This is a genomic window from Dokdonella sp. (assembly GCF_017744955.1).
Taxonomy (GTDB): Bacteria; Pseudomonadota; Gammaproteobacteria; order Xanthomonadales; family Rhodanobacteraceae; genus Dokdonella_A.
This window is the reverse complement of record NZ_JAGIAG010000002.1, coordinates 481,125-499,670: the sequence shown is the minus strand read 5'-3', so window position 1 is coordinate 499,670 and position 18,546 is coordinate 481,125. Positions and strand designations below refer to the sequence as shown.

Below are 18,546 nucleotides of genomic sequence, written 5' to 3'. Positions count from 1 at the left end.
ATGGTCGCCGCTACACTCGAAATTCAGCGGGCTGACCGCCACATCCAGCCTCCCGTCGCCTCGCCAGCCTGCAGGGCTTCCATGATCGAATCGCCGAAGACCGCCGTCCCGAACGAACTGCGCGACTCGCTCGCGCGCGCGATCGCGCAGGTCAACACCGTCGTGCTCGGCAAGCGCCGCGAAATCCGCCTCGCCTTCGTCTGCCTGCTCGCCGGCGGGCACCTCCTGATCGAGGACCTGCCCGGCGTCGGCAAGACCACGCTCGCGCACGCGCTCGCCGCGACCCTGGGCCTCGGCTTCCAGCGCGTGCAGTTCACCTCGGACCTGCTGCCCTCGGACATCATCGGCGTCGGCATCTACGAGCGCGAGGCGAACCGCTTCAAGTTCCATCCCGGCCCGCTGTTCACGCAGCTGCTGCTGGCCGACGAGATCAATCGCGCGATGCCGAAGACGCAGAGCGCGCTGCTCGAAGCGATGGCCGAGGAGCAGGTCACCGTCGACGGCACCACGCACCGGCTGGCGCCGCCGTTCTTCGTCGTCGCCACGCAGAATCCGCTCGACTTCGCCGGCACCTATCCGCTGCCCGATTCGCAGCTCGACCGCTTCATGCTGCGCATGAGCCTCGGCTATCCGGACCGCGAAGCCGAACGCGCGATGCTGGCCGCGGCCGACCGCCGTGGCGTGCTCGAAGCGCTGTCGCCGTGCCTGACGCCGGAGCAGATCCTCGAACTGCGCCACGCCTGCACGTCGGTCTTCGCCAGCCCCGCCCTGATCGGCTACGTGCAGGCGCTGCTCGACGCCAGCCGCCAGCACGCCGATATCCGCATCGGCCTGTCGCCGCGCGCCGGCCTCGCCTTGCTCGCCGCTTCGCGCGCGCACGCCTTGCTGGCCGGGCGCGCGCACGTGATGCCGGAAGACGTACAGGCGGTGTTCGCCTCCGTCGCCGCGCACCGCCTCGGTCTGGGCGCGAGCGCGCGCGTCGATCGCGACAAGCTCGCGCTGCAACTGCTCGAATCGACGCCGGTGAGCTGATGAGCGCGGCCGCCACGCTGCGCGCCCGCCTGCTCGCCGAGGCTGAACGGCGGCTGCCGGCGTTGACCCGCCTGCGCCGCGCCGAAGCCTTGCCGGTCGCGCTCGATCGCCGCCGCATCTACGTGCTGCCGACCGGTTTCGGCGCCGCGTTCACGCTGCTGCTGTTCGTGATGCTGCTCGGCGCGCTGAACTACTCCAACAATCCGGCCCTGCTGCTGACCTGCCTGCTCGGCGCGGCCGCCGGCGCGAGCCTGTTCTTCGGCTTCCGCATGCTGAGCGGGCTGGCCCTGGTGCAGGTCCGCGCGGACGAGGCGCACGCGGAGCAGCCGCTCGATCTGCATCTGCGCTTCGCGCCGGGCGGGCGCCCGCGCGCCAGCCTGCGCCTGCGTCGCGAAACGGCCGAGACCGCGTTCGTCCTGCCCGCCGGCGGCGAGCAGGAGATCGCGCTGCGCATCGAGGGCACGCACCGCGGCTGGTTCCGGCCGGGCCGGCTGCGCGTGTGGACCGAGTATCCATTGGGACTTTTCCAGATGTGGAGCTGGCTGCATCCGCGCGCGGAGTTCCTGATCTACCCGGCGCTCGAATCGCCGCCACCGCCGCTGCCGGCCGGCGACGGCCGCCTCGGCGAACAGGCCAGCGCCGGCGCCAGCGAGGAACACGCCGGCCTGCGCGAGTACCGCGCCAGCGATCCGTCGCGGCTGATCGCCTGGAAGCCATCGGTGCGCCACGACACCTTGCTCGTACGCGACGTCGAGCGCCGCGCCGGCGAGGCGCTGACGCTGGATTGGTTCGCCCTGCGCGACCTCGACACCGAAGCGCGCATCCGCCGCCTCGCCGCCTGGGTCTGCGCTGCCGAAGCCGCGCAGCGCGGCTACACGTTGCGCCTGCCCGGCGAGACCATCGGCCCCGGACTCGGCGCCTCGCAGCGCCAGGCCTGCCTGCGCGCGCTCGCCCTGCTGCCGAGCGCATGAGCGACCGTCTCACCACACGCCAGTTCGATCTGCTCGCGCTGACCGTCGCGGCGACGCTGGCGACGCACCTCGCGCATCTGCCGGCGTGGTTGTCGCTGTCGCTGGCGTTGATCGTGCCGCTGCGCGTATGGACGCGTCGGCGCGGCGCCCCGCCGGTCGGCGTGTGGATCCGCCTGCCGTTGACCGCGGTGCTGCTCGCGCTGGTGATCGCGAACTTCGGCAACGTGTTCGGCCGCGAACCCGGCAGCGTGCTCGGCGCCGGCTTGCTCGGCCTGAAGCTGCTCGAAACCGAACGCGTGCGCGATGCGCGCGTCGCGCTCGGCTTCGCCGCCTTCGTGCTGATGAGCGCGCTCCTGTTCGCGCAATCGCTGCCGTTCACGCTGGCGATCTGCGCGGTGCTGGTGCTGCTGCTGGCGAGCCTCGCTTCGCTGCAGCCGGCACCACTGCCGGCGCGCAAACCGTTGCGTGCGCAGCTGCGCATCGCCGCGGCACTGCTCGGTGCCGGCCTTCCGCTCGCCGCGGCCGCCTTCGTGCTGGTGCCGCGGCTCGGTTCGCCGCTGTGGGGCGCGCCCGGCAACGACGCCAGCGCGCGCTCGGGACTCAGCGAGCGCATGGCGCCGGGCGAGTTCGGCGAACTGCTGCTCGACGACACGCCGGCGTTCCGCGTCGACTTCGGCGGCGCCGTACCGCCGCCGTCGCAACGCTACTTCCGTACGATCGTGCTGTGGGATTTCGACGGCACCGCCTGGACGCGCGAATGGCGCCGCGGCGCGCGCGAGATCGAAGTCCTGCAGGAGCAAGGTCCGACGCTCGACTACCGCGTGACGCTCGAACCGACCCAGCGTCCCTGGCTGCCGATGCTGGACCTGCCGCTGGACGCTCCGACGAACGCGCGGCTGGGCTCCGACCGCGTCGCGGTCGCGCTCGCGTCCGTCGCGCAAGCGCGCGAATACCGCGGCCAGTCGGTCACCCGCTATCGCCTCGCACCGACGCTCGACGGAGCGATGCGCGCCCGCGCGCTGGCGCTGCCGGACGGCTTCAACCCGCGCACGCGCGCGCTGGCCGAGCGCTGGCGCGGCGAAGGGCGCGACGACCAGGCCGTCGTGCGCGCGGCGCTCGACCTGTTCCACGCCAGCTTCAGCTACACCCTCAGCCCTCCGCTGCTCGGTCGCGACTCGGTCGACGATTTCCTGTTCGACACGCAAAAGGGATTCTGCGAACACTATTCGTCGGCCTTCGTATTCCTGATGCGCGCCGCCGGCATTCCGGCGCGGGTCGTCACCGGCTACCAGGGCGGCTGGTGGAACGCCGCCAGTTCGTACCTGCTGGTGCGCCAGTCCGACGCGCACGCCTGGGCCGAGGTCTGGCTGCCGCAGCAAGGCTGGCTGCGCGTCGATCCGACCGCCGCGGTCAGCCCGGCGCGGATCGAGCGCGGCGCGGCCGCCGCGCACGAGGCGACCGGCTGGATGCAGGCGGACTGGCTGCGCGAGCTGCGCAACCAGCTCGACGTCGTCAACCGGCTCTGGTCGGAGGGCGTCATCGGATTCAACGCGCTGCGTCAGAAAGGCCTGCTGACGACCTTCGGAGTGCCGGAAGCCAACCCCGGCGACCTGGTGCTGGTGCTGTCGGCCGCGCTCGGCATCGCCATGCTGATTGCCACCTTGTGGGCGATGCGCGGCAGCGCGCCGACGCGCGGCGACGCGCTCGATCGGGCCTGGAGCCGCCTGCGCCGCCGCGTCGAGCACGCCGGCTTTCCGGCCCAGCCGCAACACGGCCCGCTGGATTGGCTGCGGCAGATCCGGCTGCGCGATCCCGCACTGGCCGACGGCTTGGCGCCGCTGGTGGAAACCTACGCCGACCTGCGCTACGCGCGCGCCGCGCCCGCTCCCGCCGAGGTCGACGCCTTCGCGCGCCGCGTGCGCCGCCATCGCCTGCAAGGACGTGTAAAGAAGTTCACCCGACGCGACGGCGCGTAGCCGAGCGTCGTCGGAGTACTATCGAAACAGTGCATCTTTCCGCCTGTCGAACGCTCGAGGTCCGTATGAACAAGTCCATCCTCCAGCTCGCCGCGACCGCGCTGCTCGGCGCCTCCCTCGGCGCCTGCGTCACCGTGCCCAAGCCGCTGCAGGGCCAGTATTCCAACGCGACGCCGCGCGACGCGGCCGCCGCCGACGGCGGCCAGGCGGTGCGTTGGGGCGGCGAGATCATCAAGGTCGAGCCGAAAGCCGACATCACCTGCTTCGAGGTGCTCTCGCGCAAACTCGACGCCACCGCGCGGCCGATGACGCGCGACCCCAGCGAAGGACGCTTCATCGCCTGCCGCAGCGGTTTCTACGATCCGGAGGAATTCGAGCGCGGCCGCGAGCTGACGATCGTCGGCCGGGTCACCGGCACCGACCGCGGCAAGGTCGGCGACTACGACTACAGCTATCCGCACGTCGCCGCCGACGCGATCTACCTGTGGCCCAAGCGGCCGCTGGTCGTGCGCGAGCCCTACGACCCGTGGCGCTACGGCTACGGTCCGTACGGTCCGTGGGGCTGGGGTCCGTACTGGGGCCCGTACTGGGGCGGCAGCGTGATCATTCGCGAACGCTCGCACCCGCGGCCTCCTCGCTGAGCATCGGCGGACTCGTCCGGCACGTTCGTGCCGGCGCGCGGGAATCGGCGGATCGGTCATAATCCGCCGCTTCCTCCGTCCATCAAGTTGATTGCAATGCGCGCAGCCGAGATCAAGAAAGGGAACGTCGTCGAGCACGAAGGCAAGGTCTACCAGATCCGCGACATCGAGCGCAGCTCGCCGCAGGGCCGCGGCGGCAACGTGACCTACCGCTTCATCATGTATTCCGTGCCCGGCGGACAGAAGCTCGACATTTCGCTGCGTGCCGAGGACGACCTCAAGGAAACCGAACTGACGCGCCGCGCCGTCACCTACTCCTACAAGGACGGCGACGCCTACGTGTTCATGGACAGCGAGGACTACACGCAGTACACGCTCGACGCCAGCGCGATCGGCGACGACGCCGGCTACATCGTCGACGGCATCGAGGGCTGCTACGTGCAGCTGATCGACGACGCGCCGGTCGCGTTGCAGCTGCCGCAGTCGGTCGTGCTCGAAGTGGTCGACACCGCGCCGGAAATGAAGGGCGCGACCGCGACCAAGCGGCCGAAGCCGGCCAAGCTGTCGACCGGCATCGAGATCCTCGTGCCGGAGTACATCACGACCGGCGAGAAGATCACGGTCAATACGACGACCGGGGAATTTTCCGGCCGGGCCTGATCGACTCTCCGCACTTACTACGGCCGCCGCGACGACGCGCCGGCGGCCGTGGCAGCAGTGCCGTCGGCGGCCTTCGCCGCTGCCGGCGCGCCTGCCGGCACTGCGCCGAGATGCTGCCGCAGGAAGCCGGCGATGCCGCTCCATTCCGCATCCAGATTCTTCGCTTCGCCGATGCTGTGCCCTTCGTCGTCGAAGCTCAGCGCCACCGGCGGACGCCGAACGAGATTGAGCATTCGTATCAGCCGGCGCGTGTGCTCGAAGTCGACGCGCGCGTCCTCGCGGCCGTGGACGAGCATGATCGGCAGCGTCAATTGGCGGTACTGGTACAAGGGCGAGGTGGCGATCATGGCTTCGAGATCCGTACGCGGATTGCCGATCCAGCGCTCCAGCGCTTCACGCCCCTGCCGCGTGGTGCCGCCGTCACTCGCCGTGAAGAACAAGGTGCGATCGCTGACACCGGAAATGGAAACGGCGCAACGGAAGCGTCCCGGCCAGCGGAACGCCGAATAAAGGGCCGAATAACCGCCGTAGCTCGCACCGAGCACGCACATGCGCTCCTTGTCGAGCGGAAACCGCTCGAGCGCCGCCTGCAAGGCCGCGTCGATGTCGTCCTCGATGCCGCGGCCGTACTGGTAGCGCCCCGCCTCGCGGAAGGCGCGGCCGTAGCCGTCGGAGCCGCGGAAATTGACCTGCAGCACGGCATAGCCGAGCGAGGCGAGGAACTGCACGCCGCGATCGAAATGCAGAGCGTCCGCGACGCCGATCGGCCCTCCATGCGGCATCACGACCAGCGGCCGTTTGCCGTTGCCGTCCGGAATCGTGACGAACGCGTCGATCGGCATTCCAGCCGCGTTCTGCAGCTTCATCAGCTCGGTCGGCACGAACTTCCTCTTCTGCAGCTCCGGCATCGCCTCGTCGATCAGCTGTGCTTCGCGCTTCCCCGCGTCGAAATAGTAGAGCTGCGCCGGCTGATCGCTGCCGTCCACCCAGAGCAGCATGCGGTCCGCCGCGCGATTGCGATCCACGATCGCCACCGAGCGTCGCGGGAACGCGTTCTGCAGCATCGCCTCGATACTGCGATTGCGCCCGTCGAAATACTCGCTGACCAGTCGCCCGTTCTCGTAGTAGCGCACGCCGATCGGTTCGCGCCGATCGCCGAACAGCGCCGCCGCCACGTCCACGCCCGGCTTGCTGTACAGCGTCTTGGTGATTTTCCCCTGGGCAGGGTCGTAGACGACGAGGTCGCGTTGCGCGCGTCCCTGATCGCTCAGGGCATAGATGACGTTGCCGTCGTAGGAAAGCTTCAGCGGCGTCAGTCCGTCGTCTTCGCTCAAGCGCAGAATCGGGCTGAACTTGCCGTAGCTGCCGTGCATCAGCACGCGTTCGCCGTCCTTCTTCGCCACCGCCGCACGCAAGGCGCCGTAACCGTCGGCGTACCAGGCCAGGTCGTCGTCGACACCCTTGTTGAGCCGGTTCGCGATGCTGGTCTTCGCGAACCCCTGCATGGCCCGGCGGCTTGCGACTTCGAGCCTGTGCACGACCAGCGTGCCCTGCCGAACGCGCGCCTCGTAGAGGATTTCGCCGGGATAGTCCGGCAGCAGATCGACGATGCGGCCGCCGGCCGGACCTTCGAGATGCTCGAAACGACGCGCCTCGCCGGAACGCTCGCCGAGCACGAATGCGTGCAGCTGATCGCCTCCGAGGCTGGGTAGATTCGCCAGCAGAGTGCGCTCGTCCTTCCATTGCACGTCGCCGATGCCCAACGTCGACTTCACCAGGGCCTGGCTGCTGCCGGCGTCGACGTCGATCAGCCGCAGCCATTGCGTGCCGTCGCTCTCGTGCACCACTTCCGCCATCAGCGCACCGCTGGGACTCAGCACGGCGGTGTCGATGCGGCCCGATGCCCACAGGATCTTCGGGGGCAGCGCGAGCTCGCCGGGTTCCGGCGGTGCGCGGACCGCATCGAGATCGGCCGGCGGATCGGCCGCCGCCGCGCGTTCCTTGCGGTAGAACTCGGGAAACGGATCGGGATAGTGTCCGCTGTAGACGAACGGATAGCGCTCGTAGAGCGCCGGAAACTTCTCTCGCAGCCAATCGATCACCGGCAGCGAACGATTGGCGACGCGAACGCCCGACGTGAACCACCCCCGCGGCCGCAGGACGAGTTCGCCGGCATAGGTGATCTGCCCGGCCTTGACCTCGAACGCGTACTCCGGATCGTCCTTCAAGGTCAGGATCGAACTCCAGTTGTAGGCGTCGACCAGATTCACCTTGACCCATTGGTAGCGTCCGGCCGGCACCACGTACAACTGCATCGTGCGTCCTACCGGCACGTGAGCGAGGACGTCGCCGCCGAAGAACGTCCCGACTCTGAGGAACTTGACGCTGCCGAGCGCCGCGCTCGTGTCGACGGACACCGCGAGCAGTCCTTCGTCTTCCTTCAGAGTCGGCGCCTCGCCGGGATCCAGGCGATCGATCGCGTGCGCCAGGAGACACCACGCGAATGCCAGGATCAGGAAACCGCCACGAACGAAACCTGCGAACCGATACCGCGGCTCGACGCGATCAATCCCTTGCATAGCCCCTCACTCCCCTGCAACCCCCATCGGGCAGGATAGCGCAACAAGGAAATCGCGACTCGCCGATTGCCGATACCGATCCGCCTCGCCATGTGCGGGGCGTCGATGGATTCCTTCGATCAGAACGCAGGCCTTTTCAGCCACTTGCGCGCCATCCGCCGCAGCGACTCGTCGACCCCGTCCCCTTCGGCCAGCTCGGCGACGTCGCGCCAAGCCAGCGCATGCGATTCTTCGCTGACGACGAACGCTTCGTTGCCGGCCGCGCGCACGACGTAGCGCACGTCGTAGTGCCAGTGCTCGGCGACTTCGCCGCGCGCCGGGATGCGATGGCGGTCGAGGTCGAAGATCGCCGGTTCCACGATCAGGTCGACCAGACCGGATTCCTCCTCCGCCTCGCGCAGTGCGACACGCGCGAGATCGACGTTGCCGTCGGCATGGCCGCCGAGCTGCAGCCAGCGGTCGAGCTTGCGGTGATGCGTCAGCAGCACGCGACCGCCGTCGGCGCTGACCAGCCACGCGCTGCCGGTGAGATGGCCGCTCGCCAGTTCGCGCGATGCGGCGTCCGCACGCTCGGCCATGAAGGCGCGGAACAGCGCGATGGTGTCGCCCTCCTCCGCGTGCAGACGCGCATAGCCGCCGAGCGCGGCGAGCCAGCGCTGCTGGTGCGGCGGCAAATTTTGCGGCGAAGCAGCATTTTTTTCGTGCACGAGTTTGCTTGCCGCTCCGTCGGGGGTCGCGTATTTTACCGGCGCACTCGTGCCGGCGAACGCCGGAGCGGGCGACCTCCACGACGGCGGCAGCGGCTTGAAAATCCTGTCCCGTACCACCGACCTGCACCGAGCAATTTGCTAAGGGGACGCGATGATTTTCTGGCGAGTCAAACCGCTTGATCAGATTCTTGAAACGGCAGAAAAGAAATCGCTGAAACGACAACTCGGCGCACTGCAGCTGACCCTGCTCGGAGTCGGCGCGGTGATCGGCACGGGCATCTTCGTGCTGACCGCCGAAGCCGGACAGAAAGCCGGTCCGGGCATGATGATCGCATTCGTGATCGCCGCCACGGTGTGCGCGCTGGCCGCGCTCGCCTACGCCGAACTGGCCTCGATGCTGCCGGTCTCCGGTTCCGCCTACACCTACACATACGGTGTTCTCGGCGAATTCGTCGCCTGGATCGTCGGCTGGGCGCTGGTGCTGGAATACGCGATCGGCGCATCGGTGGTGTCGGTCGGCTGGTCCGGCTACATGAATGGCCTGCTCGCGCACAGCGACATGTTCGGCCTGGTGCAACCCGGCGCGTTGGCGCTGCCGGAATTCCTGCGCAGCGGCCTGTACACCGGCGGCACCTTCAATCTGCTCGCCTTCTTGATCTCGCTGGCGGTGACCTTCCTGCTCGTCATCGGCACCTCGAAGAGCGCCCGCGTCAACTCGGTGCTGGTCGCCATCAAGATCGTCGCGCTGACCGTGTTCATTCTGATCGCGGTGCCCGCGGTGAAAAGCTCGAACTTCGAACCGTTCCTGCCCGGCGGCTGGGGCAGCCCGCTCGGCGGTGTCGGCGTGCTCGGCGCCGCGGCGTCGATCTTCTTCGCCTACGTCGGCTTCGACGCGGTGTCCACGGCCGCCGAAGAAACCAAGAATCCGAACCGCAACATCCCCATCGGTTTGATCGGCTCGCTCGGCATCTGCACGATCTTCTATCTGCTCGTCGGCTACGGAGCGGCGGGTTCGGTCGGTGCGCAGCCGATCCTTGGCCCGGACGGCATGCCGCTGGAACCGGGCAGCGACGCGATGGCCGCCGCCTGCGCCGCCTCCGAGGCCCTGGTCTGCAGCAAGGAGCCTCTGGCGCACGCCTTGCGCATGCTCGGCTTCTCCACGATCGGCAACTGGATCGGCGTCGCCGCGATCCTCGCCCTGCCGTCGGTGATCCTGATGATGATGTTCGGCCAGACGCGCGTGTTCTTCACGATGTCGCGCGACGGCCTGCTGCCCGAAGCGCTGTCGAAAGTGCATCCTCGCTTCCATACGCCGCACGTGATCACGATCATCACCGGCCTCGTGGTCGCGTTCTGCTCGGCTCTGTTCCCCGTCGGCAAGCTGGCCGACACGTCGAACTCCGGCACCCTGCTCGCCTTCGCGATGGTGTCGATCGGCGTATTGATCCTGCGCAAGCAGCAGCCGGACCGCAAACGCCCGTTCCGCACGCCGCTGGCGTGGCTGGTCTGCCCGCTCGCCGTGTTCGGCTGCCTGCTGCTGTTCGTGAACCTCAGCATGACCGCGAAGATCGTGTTCGTGACCTGGGCTGCCATCGGCCTGGTCGTGTACCGGCTCTATGGCTATCGACGCAGCCAGCTGGCCGCGTCGAACGCGGCCTGAGCCGTGCGCTGCGTGCATTCCTGACTGCGAAGCCGGCGCCACGCCGGCTTCGCGCGCCACCCTGCGCAACGCGCACGACGGAAGCCTCATGCTCGATCAACTGCTCGCCAAGAAGACCGATTTCTCCGGCTACGACAGCGGCGACGGCCCGGCGCTGAAGCGCACGCTCGGACCCTGGGGCCTCACCGCGCTCGGCATCGGCGCCGTGATCGGCGGCGGCATCTTCGTGATCACCGGCCAGGCCGCGGCCGGACACGCGGGGCCCGCGATCATCCTGTCCTTCGTGCTCGCGGCGATCTGCTGCAGCTTCGCGGCGATCTGCTACGCCGAGTTCGCCACGCTGATCCCGATGTCGGGCAGCTCCTATTCCTACGCCTACGCCACGCTCGGCGAAGGCGCGGCCTGGTTCATCGGCTGGAACATGGTGCTCGAATACGGCGTGTCGGCCTCGGCCGTCGCGGTCAGCTGGACCGGCTACTTCAACAGCCTGCTGCAGCACTTCGACATCGTGCTGCCGCCGGCGCTGACGAATGCGCCGATCGCGTTCCAGGACGGCCACCTGGTCACCACCGGCGCGCTGTTCAACCTGCCTGCGGTGGCGATCGTGCTGGCGCTGACCTGGCTCTGCTACGTCGGCATCCGCGAGTCGAGCGGCGCCAACATCGCCATGGTGATCCTGAAGATCGGCCTGATCCTGATCGTCATCATCGCCGGCTGGCAGTACGTCAATCCCGACCTGTGGCACCCGTTCATTCCGGAGAACCAGGGCGGCGACAAGTACGGCTGGTCCGGCGTGCTGCGCGCCGCGTCGATGGTGTTCTTCGCCTACATCGGCTTCGAGGCGACCTCGGTCGCCGCGCAGGAAGCGAAGAACCCGCAGCGCGACCTGCCGATCGGCACGATCGCCTCGCTGGCGATCTGCACCGTGCTCTACATCGCCATGGCCGCGGTGCTGACCGGTCTGCTGCCGTACGCCCAGCTCGGCACCACCGAGCCGGTGGTGACCGCGGTCAGGGCGCATCCCGAACTGGCCTGGCTGCGTGTGGTGGTCGAACTCGGCGCCCTGATCGGCCTGTCCTCGGTCGTGCTGGTGATGATCATCGCGCAGCCGCGCATCTTCATGATCATGGGCCGCGACGGCCTGCTGCCGCCGGTGTTCGCGAAGATCCATCCGCGCTATTGCACGCCGCACATCAACACCGTCATCACCGGCATCGGCATCGCCCTGCTCGCGGCGGTGTTCCCGCTCGACGTGCTCGGCGAACTCACCTCGATGGGCACGCTGATCGCGTTCTGCGCGGTCTGCGCCGGCGTCTGGATCCTGCGCCACACGCAGCCGGACCTGCCGCGCGCGTTCCGCGTGCCGTGGGCGCCGGTCGTGTGCACGCTCGGCATCGCCAGCTGCCTGCTGCTGCTCAGCACGATGAGCTGGTACAACTGGAGCCTGCTGCTGGCCTGGACCGCGATCGGCGTCGCCGTCTACCTCGGCTACGGCTATCGCAACAGCCGGTTGCGGCGGACGGGTCGCTGAGCATCGTGCGTGGCGGGAGACTCGCTCTCCTCCTGCTGCTGACCGCGGCGTCCGGCGCCGGCGCGATCGTGATCCGCGACGACGTCGACGACGCGGCGTACCGCGTGCCGGCGTCCGAACTGCCGGCCCTGGCCGACCTGCCGGGCGAAGGGCACGGCGTGCTGATCGCGCCGCAATGGATCGTCACCGCCGCGCACGCCGTCGGCGGGCACGAGCCGGAGAAGATCACCGTCGCCGGCACGGCCCGGAAGGTCGAGCGCGTGGTGGTCCATCCCGGCTACAAGCAGCTGCCGCAGACGCTGGTCGACCAGGCCATCCGCGACGGCGATGCGACGGGCGTGATCGACTTCCTCGCCGCCTCCGACGACGTCGCGCTGATCGAACTCGCGGCTCCCGCCACCGACGTCGCGCCGGTCCCTCTCTACAAGGGCGGCGACGAACTCGGCAGGACCGTCGAACTCGTCGGCAAAGGCGCCACCGGCACCGGCGCCCGCGGGCACGATCCGCAAGCCCCGCACCGCACTGAATTGCGCCGCGCGTTCAACCGGATCACCCGCGCGGACGAGCGCTGGATCTGCTACCTGTTCGACAAGCCGCCGGCGGCGCTGCCGCTCGAAGGCATGCTCGGCAACGGCGACAGCGGCGGCCCCGTTCTGATCGAGGTCGACGGCCGGCGGCAACTGGCCGGGCTGGCGTCGTGGAAGATCCTGCAAGGCAACCCCGTCACGGTGCGCCCCGGCGCCTACGGACAGAGCGGCTGCAACGTTCGCCTGAGCCGCTACGCTGGCTGGATCGAGGCCACGATCGCCGCGGGCCAGCCGCGCCGCCGCTGAGCATCCGGCGGCACGTCAGTTCGTCGCGGAGTCGCCGTCTGTCGCGTAGCGCTTGACGATCTCGTGGAGGAACCGGCGTCCGTCGAGCAGCGACTTCACGCGGATGCGCTCGTTGAGGCCGTGCGCACGACTGCCCTCGGCGTCGTGGAACATGCCGGACAAGCCGTACGTCGGCGTACCCGCCGCATTGAGGAAACGTCCGTCGGTGGCGCCGGTCGACATCGTCGGCACGACCGCGACGCCCGGCCAGATCGTTTCGGCGACCTGGCGCACCGGCTCCAGCATCTGCGACGTCAGCGGCGGCACGCGCGATTTCGCGCCGGGATCCTCGATGCCGCTGATCGCGATGCCGTCGTCGCCGATCACATGGACCAGCGTGTTCTTCACCGTCTCCATCGGCACGCCGGGCAGGATGCGGCAGTTCACGTTCGCGCGCGCGCGTTGCGGCAACGCATTCGGCGCGTGCCCCGCTTCGACCATGGTCGCCACGCAGGTCGTGCGCAGCATGCTGTTCCAGGCCGGGTTCATCGCCCACAGTCGCGCGGCCGCGGCTTCGTCCGGCGGATCGCGCAGCACCGCCTTGATGTCGTCGACGGCGGCGCTCGGCGCGAGTTCGAGCTGTGCCTTGAAGTAGGCGCGCGTGATCTCGTTGAGCTGGATCGGGAAACGATACGCGCCGATCTTGTCGAGCCCGGCGGCGAGGCGGTAGATCGGGTTGGTCGGCTTCGGGCGCGAGCTGTGCCCGCCCGGATCGGTGATCTCCAGCGTGAAATCCTGGTACGCCTTCTCGCCGGCCTGAATCTGCAGCGCGACCGGCTTGCCGTCGGCGCCGAGTTCGCCGCCGGCGCCTTCGTTCAGGGCGAAGGCGGCTTTCAATGCGTCCGGATGATGCTCGATCAGCCAGGACACGCCGTTGAAGGTTTCGGAGGTTTCCTCGCCGCAGGTCAGCGCCAGCTTGATGTCGCGGCGCGGCTTGAAGCCTTCCTTGCGATAGCGGATCAGGCTGTCGACGAACACCGCCGCCATCGCCTTGTCGTCGCTGGCGCCGCGCGCGTAGAACCAGCCGTCCTCTTCGGTGAGCTTGAACGGATCGCGCTGCCAGTCCTCGCGCCGCGCTTCGACCACGTCGATGTGCGCGAGCAGCAGGATCGGCTCCGCCTTCGCGTCGCTGCCGCGATAGGTCGCGATCAGGTTGCCGTCCTTCGGCCGCTGCGGCGGCACCAGTACCTGCACGTCCGCGGCGGCGAGGCCGCCGGCGAGCAGGCGCTTCTTCATCGCGTTCGCCGCCTCGGTGCAGCTGCCGACCGACAGCGTCGTGTTGATCTCGACGAGTTCCCTGTAGAGCGAGCGGAATGCCGCCTCGTCCGGCGCCGGTCCGCTCGCCGAAGCCGGCAAGGCCGCGACGGCGAAGAAGGCGGTCAGCGCGGAAACCAGGCCATTCTGCTTCATGAAGACGTCCTCGAATGCGGGAGCCGCAAGCATGGTCGGTCGCCGCGATCACGACAAGTCATCGCTCCGTCCGCCGACGCGCGAGTTCGCCGCAAACATCGACGCGAGCCCTGCTGATAGGTTCGCACCTTGCCGTCCGTATTGGGGAATGTTCCACGACCATCCATTCCGACAGGATTCCCATGCGCCTCCTGCTGTTGCTGCTCCCGCCCCTGCTGTTCGTCTCCGGCTGCGCGACGACGCGCGCTCCGGCGAAGACGATCGTGATCCCGCCGCGCCACGAGCGCGCCTACGACGACTACCACTACGCGCCGGCGGTGCGCGTCGGCGACACGGTGATCGTGTCGGGCATTCCGGCCGGCCCCGGCGAGGACTACGACGCGCGCGTGCGGGCCATGTTCAAGCGCCTGAAGACGACGCTGGAGGCGGCCGGCGCGACGCTCGACGACGTGGTCGAGATCGACACCTTCCACGTCGACGCGAAGGACCCGCCGACGTTCCAGGCCGAGTTCGCACGGTTCCTGGCGATCCACAAGGAATACTTCCCGACCGGCTACCCCGCCTGGACCGCGGTCGGAACGACGGCGCTGCTCGCCGACGGCGCGCCGGTGGAAATGCGCGCCGTCGCCGTGGTCGGCTCCGGCAAGCAGCTCGTCGTGCAACGTCCGCCGGCCGCGCAGTAGTCAAGCCGGCGTTCGACCGCATCGCAGTCCGACGCTCGAATGCCGATGCCGGACTGCGACACCGGCCCACTCACGGCTTGGCGATGTCCATCCGCCGCTTCGAATCCGCCAGCAGGACGTCATGTGCGGCCGCTCGCACGGCATCGGCCGGTGCGTCGGAGAGATCCGGCTTCGTCGCGGCGATTCCGCGCGTTTCCAGCTGGGCGCGCAGCGCCGCCAGCACGCGCTTGTTCGCGTAGGTGTGCGGCGAATCCTTGTCGTCGCTCTGGCTGGCGGCGAAACGGGCCAGCAGCTCGGGCAGCGTCGAACGCGCCATCCACGTCTCGGTGAACTTCGCGCGGTACTCCAGTTCCCACGCCTCCAGCTTGGGGAAGCGCTTCAGATCGGAGAAATGCTGGGTCTCGTGGCCGAGCAAGCTGGCGCGAAAGCGATCGGAATCCAGGTTGCCGTCGAGCCACGGAACGACCGCGTAGATGCGGTCGTCCGCCGCCCAGCCGCCGGCGGAACCGCGGCCGCAACGGGCGTAGTAGCTCCAGCCGCGGCTGACGAAATCGTCGAGCAGTTCGACGTCGACCTGGTATTCGCTGTCGGGCAAGGCGACGCGGTAGGACTTGGAGGTCTGCTTGTGCCAGACCATCAGCTCGCGCAGCGGCGGCGTGCGGCCGGCCAGCGCGTAGTAGCCGCGTTCGCGCAGACGATCGGTGAGACGCTTCTCGACCACGTCCCAGTCCTCGTCCGCCGGCGCACCGATCAAGCTGCGCAGCCGCAACAGCAACGCCGCGTCGAGCGAGTCGCGCGACGCCGGCGCCGACAACGCGTGCCACCAGTAGTCCTGATACGTCGTCAGCAGTTCGCGCGCGAACGCATCCTCGATCGACGGCGCCAGATACGGCGGACCGCTGCGCTCGAAGCGGCCGAACAGGCAAGCCCGGTAGTCGGCGTCGACGCCGACGAACTGCTCCGCCGGCACCGACCCCACGGCTTCGAGCGTGCGCCGCGCGTCGCCTTGCAACGCCGCGCTGGTCGAGGCGTCGATCGCCTGCCGGGCGGCGGGCGTACTCGCCTCCGCGGCGGCGCTCGCGACCGACGGGCACAGCAGCGCCATCATCATTCCCAGCAGGGGCGACGTGTATCGCATCGTTGGTTCTTCCAGCATGCCTTCCGGCGTCGCGGCTATTGCAGCGCGGTCGGGCCGGTCGCGTCTTGAACGCATTTGATCCCGGCGACGTGGCGGCGCAGCGCCGACGGCGGCAACCCCGCATGCGCGCGCGCGATGCGCGTGAAGTGGCTCTGGTCGGCGAAGCCGGCGTCGACGGCGATCTCGGCCAGCGGCGCCGGCGTGGCGAGCAGAGCCAGAGCGCGCCGCCAGCGGAATTCCCGCCGCAGCGCCTGCGGCGACATGCCGTAGGAAAGACTCAGCGCGCGGCTGGCGTGCTCGGCGGAAACGCCGAATTCGCGCGCGATGTCGGCGATCGGCCGGTCGCTCGTCGCGAGCGCCTCGACGACGCCGCGCTGCCAGGCCGGAACGGCGGGGAGTTCGTCGTCCAGTGGACACGCCGCGCGCAGCTCCTCGAAACGCTCGGGAGCGCGACGGAAGATCGCCATCGCCTCGCGCAGGTCCGGCACCACACGCGCCTGCGCCTGCGCGAGGTCTTCGCGCGCCGGCAGGACCAGATTGATCACGCGCGCGCCGGAGCGTTCGAAGCGATTGCCATGCGCGTGATACGCCGGATGCAGCAGCAGCACACCCGGCCGCAACGGCAGCGGGCCGTCGGCGCTGTTCTCCTCGTAGCTGCCCTCCACCACCAGCGCGGCATAGGCCGTGCGATGCCGGTGCGTCGGCAGCGCGTCGCCGCGGTCGTGGCGGGTTTCGTAGCAGGCCGGCATGCGCTCAATCTAGCTGCCGGTCGGGAGCGGCGACAGCGCCATTGGTCATCGGTGGCGGGCTTCCGGCGGCGTTCACCACGACGTGCGTTCGGGCAGCAGGCCGCGCAGCTCGGCCTCGGTCAGATTGCGCCATTGCCCTACCTTCAGCGCGCCGAGCTTGACGTTGACGATGCGCACGCGGCGCAGCTGCGTCACGCGATAGCCGAACGCGGCGGCCATCAGGCGGATCTGCCGGTTCAATCCTTGCGTCAACACGATGCGGAAACCGAACTTGGCGATGCGCGTGGTCTTGCACGGCTTGGTCATCTCACCGTGCACGCGCACGCCGCGCGCCATGCCGGTGAGGAATTCCGGCGTGACCGGCCGGTTCACCGCGACCAGGTATTCCTTTTCGTGGCGGTTCTCGGCGCGCAGGATCTCGTTGACGATGTCGCCGTTGCTGGTCAGCAGGATGAGTCCTTCCGAATCCTTGTCGAGGCGGCCGACCGGAAAGATGCGCTGCTGGTGATCGACGAAGTCGACGATGTTGCCGCCGACCTCGCGCTCGGTCGTGCAGGTGATGCCGACCGGCTTGTTCAAGGCGATGTAGACGTGCTTGCGCGTGGCGCTGGCGGCGCGTCGCGCCAGCAGCGGCTGACCGTCGACCAGCACTTCGTCGCCCTCGACGACCTGGGTGCCGATGCCGGCGACGACGCCGTTCACCTGGACACGCTTGGCGGCGATCAGCCGGTCCGCTTCGCGGCGCGAGCCGTAGCCGGTTTCTGCGATGTGTTTGTTGAGACGCATCCGGCGATTCTAGCCGGCCGGCCGTCTCCGGCGGAGCCACCGACGCACGGCGCGTGAACGACTCTGCCGCCGTGCGCACGTGCAAGTTGCGAGCGCAGCGTGTAAAACGCGCCCTTGCTCGAGTTTCCCGGATGCGCACCATGCGTCAGCTGCTGTCGTTGTTTCTCGCCCTGGGGCTGGTCGCCTGCCAGTCCGCGCCGCGCCCGAAGGCGGCGACGCTCTCGCCCGCATCGACCACCACGGCCATCCTCGGCCAGGCGACCTATCTCGAACGCATCCGGCTCGCACCCGGCGCGACGCTCGACGTGCAGCTGATCGACGAGGAGGGAAACACGATCGCGCAGCAATCCTTCGCCGAACTGCACGGGCCGCCGTACGATTTCGCCCTCCCCTACGACACGACCAGGATCCTCTCGACGCACCGCTACGCGCTGCGCGCGACGCTGCGCAACGCGAGCGGGCACCTCGAGTTCGCGACCGATACCCGCGTCGCGGTCACGCCCGGCGGCACGCAGCGCGTCGAGCTTCGGCTCGTACGCGCCGCGGCGGCCAATCCGCGTTAGACGGTCGCTGCCTCAGCGCAGCAGCATCAGGCGGTTGTCGCGGATCATCACGCGGTCGCCCGGACGCAGGCCATCGTTGTCCCACTGCGTGACGGTGGCCCAGCGGCCGTCGTCGAGGTTGACACCGAACTGCCACGCTTCGCGGCCGCCGCCGTCACCCTGATTGCGCTCGATCGCATTGCCGGCGAAACCGCCGGCGACGGCGCCGGCCACCGTGGTCGCGGTGCGGCCGCGGCCGTGGCCGAGCGTGTTGCCGAGCACACCGCCGATGATCGCGCCGAGCACGGCGCCGCCGCCGGTCGTCGCGTTGTCGCGCACGTAGACGCGGTCGACTTCGCGGATCACGCCGCATTTGTGCGCGCAATCGAAACGCGCACGCCGCTGGTAGTAGTCATCGTCGTAGCGCGCGCGCGGCGCAGTCGCGACGCAACCCGCCATCGAAATCATCACGGCGCCGATCAGGGCCGTCGAGAGCCATTTGCTGGTCATTGCTGAACTCCGGTTTTGGGTGGGACGACTGCGCACATGCTCGCGCGCCGATGGTAAAGAAGCCATGAATGCGGGGCACGTGCCTTCCAGCACGGT

General features: G+C 69.0%; 17 protein-coding genes. 10 read left to right on the top strand and 7 right to left on the bottom strand.

Translation table 11 applies throughout. The features are described from left to right. Positions 1–81: 81 nt before the first annotated feature. The 5 genes from J7520_RS07250 to yeiP all read left to right on the top strand — a co-directional run bounded on the left by J7520_RS07250 (position 82) and on the right by yeiP (position 5,280). On the top strand, positions 82–1,032 hold the full coding sequence (locus tag J7520_RS07250; protein ID WP_291185965.1) for a MoxR family ATPase: 951 nt from the start codon (positions 82–84) through the stop codon (positions 1,030–1,032). Then, entirely contained in the window at positions 1,032–2,003 is a 972-nt protein-coding gene (locus J7520_RS07245) for a DUF58 domain-containing protein (RefSeq protein WP_291185962.1), read from the top strand. The genes J7520_RS07250 and J7520_RS07245 overlap by 1 nt, the downstream gene beginning before the upstream one ends. After that, entirely contained in the window at positions 2,000–3,979 is a 1,980-nt protein-coding gene (locus tag J7520_RS07240; RefSeq protein ID WP_291185959.1) for a DUF3488 and transglutaminase-like domain-containing protein, read from the top strand. Before J7520_RS07245 ends, J7520_RS07240 begins: the two co-directional genes overlap by 4 nt. A gap of 65 nt (positions 3,980–4,044) precedes the next feature. Next, positions 4,045–4,620, top strand: a complete 576-nt coding sequence (locus J7520_RS07235; RefSeq protein ID WP_291185956.1) for a Slp family lipoprotein — start codon at positions 4,045–4,047, stop codon at positions 4,618–4,620. A 96-nt stretch (positions 4,621–4,716) separates the two neighbouring features. Further along, on the top strand, positions 4,717–5,280 hold the full coding sequence (yeiP, locus tag J7520_RS07230; protein WP_291185953.1) for an elongation factor P-like protein YeiP: 564 nt from the start codon (positions 4,717–4,719) through the stop codon (positions 5,278–5,280). A gap of 17 nt (positions 5,281–5,297) precedes the next feature. Here the strand turns inward: yeiP and J7520_RS07225 are convergent, their stop codons facing one another. Together J7520_RS07225 and J7520_RS07220 are read right to left on the bottom strand one after the other, a co-directional pair. Continuing rightward, on the bottom strand, positions 5,298–7,859 hold the full coding sequence (locus J7520_RS07225) for a prolyl oligopeptidase family serine peptidase (protein WP_291185951.1): 2,562 nt from the start codon (positions 7,857–7,859) through the stop codon (positions 5,298–5,300). A gap of 119 nt (positions 7,860–7,978) precedes the next feature. Next, entirely contained in the window at positions 7,979–8,437 is a 459-nt protein-coding gene (locus tag J7520_RS07220) for an NUDIX hydrolase (protein WP_291186546.1), read from the bottom strand. Between the two features lie 283 nt (positions 8,438–8,720). Here J7520_RS07220 and J7520_RS07215 point away from each other — a divergent pair, with 283 nt between their 5' ends. The 3 genes from J7520_RS07215 to J7520_RS07205 all read left to right on the top strand — a co-directional run bounded on the left by J7520_RS07215 (position 8,721) and on the right by J7520_RS07205 (position 12,593). Next, a complete protein-coding gene (locus J7520_RS07215; RefSeq protein WP_291185948.1) occupies positions 8,721–10,229 on the top strand; it encodes an amino acid permease in 1,509 nt (502 codons plus the stop codon). 88 nt (positions 10,230–10,317) lie between these two features. Beyond that, a complete protein-coding gene (locus tag J7520_RS07210) occupies positions 10,318–11,760 on the top strand; it encodes an amino acid permease (protein WP_291185945.1) in 1,443 nt (480 codons plus the stop codon). 5 nt (positions 11,761–11,765) lie between these two features. Further along, positions 11,766–12,593: a trypsin-like serine protease gene (locus J7520_RS07205; protein ID WP_291185942.1), complete on the top strand. Its 828-nt coding sequence runs from the start codon at positions 11,766–11,768 to the stop codon at positions 12,591–12,593. A 15-nt stretch (positions 12,594–12,608) separates the two neighbouring features. Here the strand turns inward: J7520_RS07205 and J7520_RS07200 are convergent, their stop codons facing one another. Then, positions 12,609–14,042 (bottom strand): M20/M25/M40 family metallo-hydrolase, encoded by a 1,434-nt coding sequence (locus tag J7520_RS07200; RefSeq protein ID WP_291185939.1) that lies wholly within the window; start codon positions 14,040–14,042, stop codon positions 12,609–12,611. A 182-nt stretch (positions 14,043–14,224) separates the two neighbouring features. Here J7520_RS07200 and J7520_RS07195 point away from each other — a divergent pair, with 182 nt between their 5' ends. Continuing rightward, positions 14,225–14,725 carry a Rid family hydrolase gene (locus J7520_RS07195; protein WP_291185937.1) on the top strand — a complete coding sequence of 167 codons (501 nt, stop codon included), beginning with the start codon at positions 14,225–14,227 and terminating at the stop codon, positions 14,723–14,725. 70 nt (positions 14,726–14,795) lie between these two features. Here the strand turns inward: J7520_RS07195 and J7520_RS07190 are convergent, their stop codons facing one another. The 3 genes from J7520_RS07190 to J7520_RS07180 form a co-directional block, all read right to left on the bottom strand. After that, on the bottom strand, positions 14,796–15,863 hold the full coding sequence (locus tag J7520_RS07190; RefSeq protein WP_291185934.1) for a hypothetical protein: 1,068 nt from the start codon (positions 15,861–15,863) through the stop codon (positions 14,796–14,798). Positions 15,864–15,898: 35 nt separating this feature from the next. After that, positions 15,899–16,612, bottom strand: a complete 714-nt coding sequence (locus J7520_RS07185; protein WP_291185932.1) for a helix-turn-helix domain-containing protein — start codon at positions 16,610–16,612, stop codon at positions 15,899–15,901. A gap of 72 nt (positions 16,613–16,684) precedes the next feature. Next, on the bottom strand, positions 16,685–17,398 hold the full coding sequence (locus J7520_RS07180) for a pseudouridine synthase (protein ID WP_291185930.1): 714 nt from the start codon (positions 17,396–17,398) through the stop codon (positions 16,685–16,687). Between the two features lie 140 nt (positions 17,399–17,538). On the opposite strand from J7520_RS07180, the gene J7520_RS07175 reads away from it, so the two are divergent. Then, positions 17,539–17,961, top strand: coding sequence for a YbaY family lipoprotein (locus tag J7520_RS07175; RefSeq protein WP_291185928.1), 423 nt, complete (start codon positions 17,539–17,541; stop codon positions 17,959–17,961). Positions 17,962–17,973: 12 nt separating this feature from the next. Here the strand turns inward: J7520_RS07175 and J7520_RS07170 are convergent, their stop codons facing one another. Continuing rightward, on the bottom strand, positions 17,974–18,450 hold the full coding sequence (locus tag J7520_RS07170; protein WP_291185926.1) for a glycine zipper 2TM domain-containing protein: 477 nt from the start codon (positions 18,448–18,450) through the stop codon (positions 17,974–17,976). Positions 18,451–18,546: the final 96 nt, after the last annotated feature.

Bases quoted from the DNA above. Each gene is read 5' to 3' on its own strand.
- J7520_RS07250 (WP_291185965.1), top strand. From the start codon at position 82: ATGATCGAATCGCCGAAGACCGCCGTCCCGAACGAACTGCGCGACTCG.
- J7520_RS07245 (WP_291185962.1), top strand. From the start codon at position 1,032: ATGAGCGCGGCCGCCACGCTGCGCGCCCGCCTGCTCGCCGAGGCTGAA.
- J7520_RS07240 (WP_291185959.1), top strand. From the start codon at position 2,000: ATGAGCGACCGTCTCACCACACGCCAGTTCGATCTGCTCGCGCTGACC.
- J7520_RS07235 (WP_291185956.1), top strand. From the start codon at position 4,045: ATGAACAAGTCCATCCTCCAGCTCGCCGCGACCGCGCTGCTCGGCGCC.
- yeiP (WP_291185953.1), top strand. From the start codon at position 4,717: ATGCGCGCAGCCGAGATCAAGAAAGGGAACGTCGTCGAGCACGAAGGC.
- J7520_RS07225 (WP_291185951.1), bottom strand. From the start codon at position 7,859: ATGCAAGGGATTGATCGCGTCGAGCCGCGGTATCGGTTCGCAGGTTTC.
- J7520_RS07220 (WP_291186546.1), bottom strand. From the start codon at position 8,437: ATGGCCGAGCGTGCGGACGCCGCATCGCGCGAACTGGCGAGCGGCCAT.
- J7520_RS07215 (WP_291185948.1), top strand. From the start codon at position 8,721: ATGATTTTCTGGCGAGTCAAACCGCTTGATCAGATTCTTGAAACGGCA.
- J7520_RS07210 (WP_291185945.1), top strand. From the start codon at position 10,318: ATGCTCGATCAACTGCTCGCCAAGAAGACCGATTTCTCCGGCTACGAC.
- J7520_RS07200 (WP_291185939.1), bottom strand. From the start codon at position 14,042: ATGAAGCAGAATGGCCTGGTTTCCGCGCTGACCGCCTTCTTCGCCGTC.
- J7520_RS07195 (WP_291185937.1), top strand. From the start codon at position 14,225: ATGCGCCTCCTGCTGTTGCTGCTCCCGCCCCTGCTGTTCGTCTCCGGC.
- J7520_RS07190 (WP_291185934.1), bottom strand. From the start codon at position 15,863: ATGCGATACACGTCGCCCCTGCTGGGAATGATGATGGCGCTGCTGTGC.
- J7520_RS07185 (WP_291185932.1), bottom strand. From the start codon at position 16,612: ATGCCGGCCTGCTACGAAACCCGCCACGACCGCGGCGACGCGCTGCCG.
- J7520_RS07180 (WP_291185930.1), bottom strand. From the start codon at position 17,398: ATGCGTCTCAACAAACACATCGCAGAAACCGGCTACGGCTCGCGCCGC.
- J7520_RS07175 (WP_291185928.1), top strand. From the start codon at position 17,539: ATGCGTCAGCTGCTGTCGTTGTTTCTCGCCCTGGGGCTGGTCGCCTGC.
- J7520_RS07170 (WP_291185926.1), bottom strand. From the start codon at position 18,450: ATGACCAGCAAATGGCTCTCGACGGCCCTGATCGGCGCCGTGATGATT.